This is a genomic window from Candidatus Omnitrophota bacterium (assembly GCA_028717245.1).
Classification (GTDB): Bacteria; Omnitrophota; Gorgyraeia; order Gygaellales; family Profunditerraquicolaceae; genus JAGUYA01.
In genome coordinates, this window is sequence record JAQUOD010000004.1 from 140,952 (window position 1) to 146,951 (window position 6,000).

The 6,000-nt window shown below is 39.7% G+C and carries 12 protein-coding genes; all 12 read right to left on the minus strand.

The window, feature by feature from the left end; translation table 11 throughout:
- Window positions 1-3: 3 nt before the first annotated feature.
- Window positions 4-915 carry a tyrosine-type recombinase/integrase gene (locus PHV44_03930; protein ID MDD5592436.1) on the minus strand — a complete coding sequence of 304 codons (912 nt, stop codon included), beginning with the start codon at window positions 913-915 and terminating at the stop codon, window positions 4-6.
- A gap of 417 nt (window positions 916-1,332) precedes the next feature.
- Window positions 1,333-1,668, minus strand: a complete 336-nt coding sequence (locus PHV44_03935; protein MDD5592437.1) for a DUF5664 domain-containing protein — start codon at window positions 1,666-1,668, stop codon at window positions 1,333-1,335.
- Window positions 1,640-1,999 (minus strand): DUF4406 domain-containing protein, encoded by a 360-nt coding sequence (locus PHV44_03940; protein MDD5592438.1) that lies wholly within the window; start codon window positions 1,997-1,999, stop codon window positions 1,640-1,642. Before PHV44_03940 ends, PHV44_03935 begins: the two co-directional genes overlap by 29 nt.
- On the minus strand, window positions 1,996-3,165 hold the full coding sequence (locus tag PHV44_03945) for a metallophosphoesterase (protein MDD5592439.1): 1,170 nt from the start codon (window positions 3,163-3,165) through the stop codon (window positions 1,996-1,998). Before PHV44_03945 ends, PHV44_03940 begins: the two co-directional genes overlap by 4 nt.
- 18 nt (window positions 3,166-3,183) lie before the next feature.
- Window positions 3,184-3,519 (minus strand): hypothetical protein, encoded by a 336-nt coding sequence (locus tag PHV44_03950; GenBank protein ID MDD5592440.1) that lies wholly within the window; start codon window positions 3,517-3,519, stop codon window positions 3,184-3,186.
- A gap of 155 nt (window positions 3,520-3,674) precedes the next feature.
- On the minus strand, window positions 3,675-4,034 hold the full coding sequence (locus PHV44_03955) for a hypothetical protein (protein ID MDD5592441.1): 360 nt from the start codon (window positions 4,032-4,034) through the stop codon (window positions 3,675-3,677).
- Window positions 4,035-4,247: a hypothetical protein gene (locus PHV44_03960; GenBank protein ID MDD5592442.1), complete on the minus strand. Its 213-nt coding sequence runs from the start codon at window positions 4,245-4,247 to the stop codon at window positions 4,035-4,037. It abuts the gene before it with no gap.
- Window positions 4,216-4,389 (minus strand): hypothetical protein, encoded by a 174-nt coding sequence (locus PHV44_03965; GenBank protein MDD5592443.1) that lies wholly within the window; start codon window positions 4,387-4,389, stop codon window positions 4,216-4,218. The genes PHV44_03960 and PHV44_03965 overlap by 32 nt, the downstream gene beginning before the upstream one ends.
- Window positions 4,386-4,580, minus strand: a complete 195-nt coding sequence (locus PHV44_03970) for a hypothetical protein (GenBank protein MDD5592444.1) — start codon at window positions 4,578-4,580, stop codon at window positions 4,386-4,388. Before PHV44_03970 ends, PHV44_03965 begins: the two co-directional genes overlap by 4 nt.
- Window positions 4,558-4,824: a hypothetical protein gene (locus tag PHV44_03975; protein MDD5592445.1), complete on the minus strand. Its 267-nt coding sequence runs from the start codon at window positions 4,822-4,824 to the stop codon at window positions 4,558-4,560. The genes PHV44_03970 and PHV44_03975 overlap by 23 nt, the downstream gene beginning before the upstream one ends.
- A 15-nt stretch (window positions 4,825-4,839) precedes the next feature.
- On the minus strand, window positions 4,840-5,742 hold the full coding sequence (locus PHV44_03980; protein ID MDD5592446.1) for a tyrosine-type recombinase/integrase: 903 nt from the start codon (window positions 5,740-5,742) through the stop codon (window positions 4,840-4,842).
- 1 nt (window position 5,743) lies between these two features.
- On the minus strand, window positions 5,744-6,000 hold a 257-nt coding region (locus PHV44_03985; protein MDD5592447.1), incomplete at its 5' end, for a hypothetical protein.

Consider the following 6,000-nt stretch of genomic DNA (forward strand, 5'->3'; position numbering starts at 1 on the left):
TTTTTAAATTTCTTTATTATTATAGTGATTCCTAACTTTCTGTATATTTAAATGTGTATAATGCTTTGTTGAGTTGAGGCTGAAATGTCCTACCTGATCCGCGATAATCTGTAATGGAATTCCGCGATTTTCTGATTCAGTAATAAAAAAATGTCTAAAAGAATGGGTATGTAATTTCGTGCTAATCTTGGCCCGGGCTGCCCAGCGTTTTACGATTGAATTTATATGTTTCGGATGCTTAATGGGGAAAATATAGTCGTTGGGTTGGAATTCGAAAATCTTAAAATATTCTTTGAAAAGATTGACAGCACCATCCCCAAATATGCTATACCGTTGATGACCCCCCTTCCCATGGCTGATAAATATGACTTTATTTTCGAGATCCACGTCTTTATATTGAAGATTACGCAATTCATTGGAACGCATACCGGTAGTTATCAGTAATTCAATCATTGTATAGGCGGTCAATATTTTTTTATAGGTAGCCCGCATTTTATCATAAGAACTTAATTCCAAGTATGCCCTCAAGGTATCTCTTAATCGCGTTATTTCTTCTAAGGTTGGGACAAAGGGGACTACGTGAGGTTTTTTTATTCTGACAATATTGACTAAGTAATGTAAAAGCGGGGTAAGGGTTTCATTTTTTGTGGTATAGGTGGCCCATTTATAATAGCTTCTTAAAGCCGCAATATAATTTGATATAGTAGAATTATTTATCTTTTTATCATTACGCAAATAGGATAAAAATTCTAAAACATCAGTCCTGGAAACAATATTGAATTGTTGGGGGCGGGTTAAATCTGCCATCAAAAATTTCTTAAATTCAACCAACATCGTTAAATATTGGCATGCAGAAGACTCGGCGAGTTGTCTTTCATACCGTAAATAATTTTCGAATTCCTTTAAATAATCCATCAAACTCTGCCTTTCTCCTCCGGATGAATCATTGACCCTATTTTTTTGTTACCTTTGAATTGTCTATAACCCATTTTTGGAATTTCTTGATACATGTAGGACATCGGTTTATCTGATCCAAAGCAAATTCGATTATCTCTTGGTTATAAATTTTCCTTTTAGATTTAAGTCGGCCCTGGTATCTTAACTTCTCTAAATTTTCATAAGCGGGATCTGTTATTCTGATTGAATGACCAGCCATATTACCTCCTTTGTTATTCTACAAGTAGAATTTACCACAAATAGAATTACTTGTCAATCTTTATTTTTAATAATTGGGTATTTTATATGGAGGGGAGCGGCGGTCAACGGGTGGCAGGAACACCCTCGCGCCGCTCTTTGGGAAACATTCTAAAGGAATTTATTAACCAAAATACATTAACTTAACATTTTTGTTAATTTTCTACCTTTAGTATTTTTATCATGCCATAGAAGAAAGATAAGGCAGCAAATCGCATGCGCTAATGGGTTAAGACCCGTTTCCGGGTCCTTTCTCTCTCCTGCCTGCCAGGCATCTAAATGCCTCATGCAGGCATCAAAGTAACGTTCTTTGGGCTTAACATACTTCCAGTTATCCGGCGCATATTTCCTGGCGCCATGCATAAGGACCTGCACCACATCGCGCAGGACCTCAAAGGGCAAAAGGCACCATTGTAGCTTCTTAGTATCATGCTTAATCCCCTTTTTAAATAGGGACCGTCGGTTTTGCCGCATACCAGGCCTCTAGATGTTCTAAATTATATACGATAGGTATTCCCTGCCTAAATGCTTCTTCATGCTCAATGTTTGCGCCTTCGGATTTCTGCCAATTCTCAAGCATAAAAACTATATCTACCCTGCGTAAAATCTCTATGTCTCCCATAATATAATCTTTTTCCGGAAGGGTGCAGTCTTTTTCAAAATGGAAAGTATTGAGGTGGGGACAAATTACGGTATACCCCGCCTTCCATATTTCAATGGACATCTGGCGGGCCTTACAGATATTCTCTTCTATGTCTCCTCGGTATGGCCCAGAAATATATACTATAACCCTGCGCTTATTCATCTATAGATCTCCACTGGTACCTTCTTTATTTCTTTCGGGTCTACTAATACCACGTTCCTGCGCCAGGTAATCCCGAAGGTGGGGTGGATGCTAAATAGTGTTTGGCTGGGCAGGCCGGATTTGGCAAGCTTCTTGATAGAGAATTCGCTTCCCCCTACCCAGGACCCGTTAAAGATGATATTGTCGAATTCTGCCTGTTGGTGATGATGCGCCGCTATAAAATAATCAAATTGCGCGCGGGTAAGCTTCTGCCATCTGCCTTCTGACCTTTCGGCAGAATAAAAAGGTATAGTCATCCAGCTGCGTATATCTTCACCGTGGATAATAAAGAAGCGTGAAGTCATGCGCTGGATAACCATAAACCAGCTTTCGGCAATTTCAATTCTAATATTTCTTAAATTAGATAGGCGCTGTTTTATAATATAATAAATAAGATATTCTAAATTATCAGTAGGAGACATTTCTCCCGGCTTGCCGATTCTGCCATGGTTACCTACGATGCAGTAACAATTCACATGTTCATATTGCGCGGCCAAGAATATCAGGAATTCCGCGATACGTTCAGATGCCAGGATCACCTGACTTACCACTTTCATGTCTACCTGGCGCATCTGGCCGAGGAATATGGTTGCATTATCTATGATATCCCCAAGGAAGAATACGTTAAATACTTTGACCGGCGGATGATAATGTTTAATCTTTATAAGACCCTCCTTTAAAAAAGATAGCCTTCGTAAGAATACTTCATAATTATAATTGCCGAGGCCGCCGGTTTCCTTTTGGTTAACCAATTCTCCTATTTGGCTGTCTGACCATAAAAGGCCCCATTCCTCTTCATCCAAAGACGAAGGTATCTTGATCTTGGGGGCTTTAAATGTCTTATACTTTGGTATCTTGTTTACCGCGCGCAGGATGCTTTTGCCGATCTGTTCAAATAATGTCTTGTAATGAAATGCCTCGGCTTCCTGGCTGTTAGAGAGGTGTCCGCGCCGGCGGTTGGGTTGGATTTTGGGGATGATATTGCGGACCTTGAGTTCTCGTATATGATGGTCTATGGCGTGGATAGATTTGTTTACGGCTACGGCTATATCAGGATAGGTATCTCCACGGTTATATAATTTTATAAGCTTCTTTACCTGTTTTTTCGACCAGGTCGATTTTGGCAAATGAAGTCTCTCTTTTTATTATTGCTCGTTTGACTTTTTCCAGATTGCGTATGCTGTTTCCCGCAATAGATTCAGTTCGTAATCCCCCAGTTCAATACCTTTTTGCATCGCAGCCTTTGTCATATAGTCAGCAAAGGCTTTCCTCTTAGCATCGTCTGTAGGTAATCCCTGAATGGCGACCTGCTTGACTGCCTCAATGGCCAGATCCTGCAGGGATTTAACTGCTGCAGCTGTGCTGGCACTTAAGACCTCTTTTAAAAATGGTTCGGCTACTGTCCATAACTTTTTGATAAAATCTCCTGCTTTAACAAATAAACCTTTAAAGAAACCTGCTATCCTGCTCCATGCGCCCATTTGTTACCTCCTTCTATTTAGCCACTTCCAAAGCGGCGATTCTTTTTTCTTTATAGGCTTTTGCCCATCTAACCTATCTTCCCCTGGCCAAGGTTTTGTGATATTAAAGAAAAAACCCTTTTTTAATTTCATTTTCCACCAATTACTTAGCCAGCTCATCCTTTTAATTTAGTTATAGCATCTGCGACCAGGGCCGCGGAATTCTTCGATACTTCAATATCGGGAAGCTTCTGGGCCACTCTGTCTACAATGATTCCTATTACCCACCGGCTGAGCCAGCTCAACTTGATCATTCCTCCTTTTTCGGCATTCATGATTGCATTCATCGCTATCTTTTTACGCTCCTCCAGGGTGATCTTCCCGTCTGCAGCTGCGGCCTCTACATCCTTGATAATCGGCTCAACCATGGGCGAAAGCTTAGCCCATTTGTCTACGGCCCAGGCTATAAAATGCCTTATCTTGATTACAACAGCTATAACACCTGAAAATATCGCCAATGCCTTCGCTATCTCCATCTATCCCTCCTTCGTTTTAACTTCTGACTTTTCCAATATGCTCGTTATAATATTAATGTCCTTAACTAAGTCTTTTTTAAGCAGTTCATTTATCCCTAATTTATTCAACATATCTTTATGTCTCTTAGCCGTAACAACGATAAATTTATATTCATGCAGGTCAATCTCAAGCTTAACTTTCTTATCTATACAATTCTGGCCAGTCTGTATCATATCCCAAATGCGCTTCGCAATTTAAACATAAGATATCATCCCTGCCTTCATTCCTGGAGAGGCGCAGGACCCCCGCGAGAGCGCATACCCAGGTAAAACATATATGGCACCAGATAGTTTTGTCTTTATCATTCTTGTTCACCTGAATTCATCCTGTAATTTTATCCAGGCCTTTCTATCTACCCATTCCCTATTGGGGAGCTTATAATATTCCTTCTTATGATTAGGGCAATAACCTATTAGGGTTAATTCCTTGCGCAGGGTATGAATGAGCTGCAGGGGTGTAGGTATTTGGCATTCAGGGCAATTATCAGGCTTTATATTCGATTCCATTTTTCGTCAAGAGTAAATCCATCTTGGTTTCAATCTGCGTAACTTTTGTTTTTATCTCGGGAATACAATTTAGTTTTTCGTTGGCGGCCTTATGAATTTCATTACAGACTTCGGATTTCTTATACCGTTCATCGGTATCTTTAAAAGTAGGCCGTTTAGCTAACTCTACCTTTACCGCAATAAGGCTGGTTATAATAAAAACCAGTCCGCCGGTAGGTATAAATATTTCCATATTACTCATCATGCCTCTCCTTTTTAATTAAGCTATTTTTTCTTGGATATATTTAGGAATATACCGATCATACTGTTTTCTGAATATTTCTGGCGAATATTGGATATAAAGCAAAGTTGTTTTAATATCTTTATGCCCTAATTGACGTTGGACTGTAATTAAATCACAGCCATTAATTAATAAATTGGTAGCCAGGCTATGCCTGAAGACATGCACACTTACCTTTTTCCTTATCATTACTTTGGCAACCAATTCCCTGAACAGCCTCCTCAATAACTTAGCCGAAACCTGTCCTCCCTGGCCATCCCCAAACAGGTAATCTTCGGGCTCTTTATCATATCTCGCAATAAATGCGCTAACTAACTCAGCGCATTCAGCTGAGATACAAATTACCCTATCCCGGGAATTCTTACCATTTATCACAGTTAGGGTCAATTTGGCGATATCAATATCCTTCGTTCTTAATTGCCTAAGTTCCTTCATCCGGATCCCCGTAAAGGACAAAAGAGTAATTATGGCCCTATCTTTAATATTCTGGCATGCGTTAATCATCCGCATAATCTCTAGCTCTGTAAGTATATCCTTAATAACCCGCTCAGGCTTACGGGGATATTTAAGTTCTAAATTCATTCCCCAGAATTTCATATACCACCAAAGCAGCCTGGTTGTATTACGAATATGGCTATAAGAATATTCCAGGTTTCTAAAAGCTGCTAAATAGCCCAAAACTACATCTTTTGAGGGTACGAGTTTACCAGTACTTTTGATAAATTTTTTTATGCATTTTATATATCCTTCAACCGTAACCTTGCCCAATCCCTGTTCTACAGAAAGGTATATCTTGAATTTATTGATTACCGAATTAAATACCTCATCACTATTTTTTCTCTGTAGAAACTTATAATAGATTCTTTTAAAATAATGGATCATTTTAATTACATTGCCCGCAAGCACATACCTTTGAATCCGTCCCTATACAAAGTTGTGTGCCTGCGCCGGTCCCTGAGGTAATAGCGGTTAATTTAACGTTACCATTGACTTCGAGTTTAGTGGCAGGACTCGTCGTGCCGATGCCGACATTGCCAGCGAAATAGGATTTAGCGCCGGCAGAATAAATAGCATAGTTATCAGTGCCTCTGGTCATATTCGCAATATAAACGCCATAGAGCGTAGAAATTGGGCCGGTGC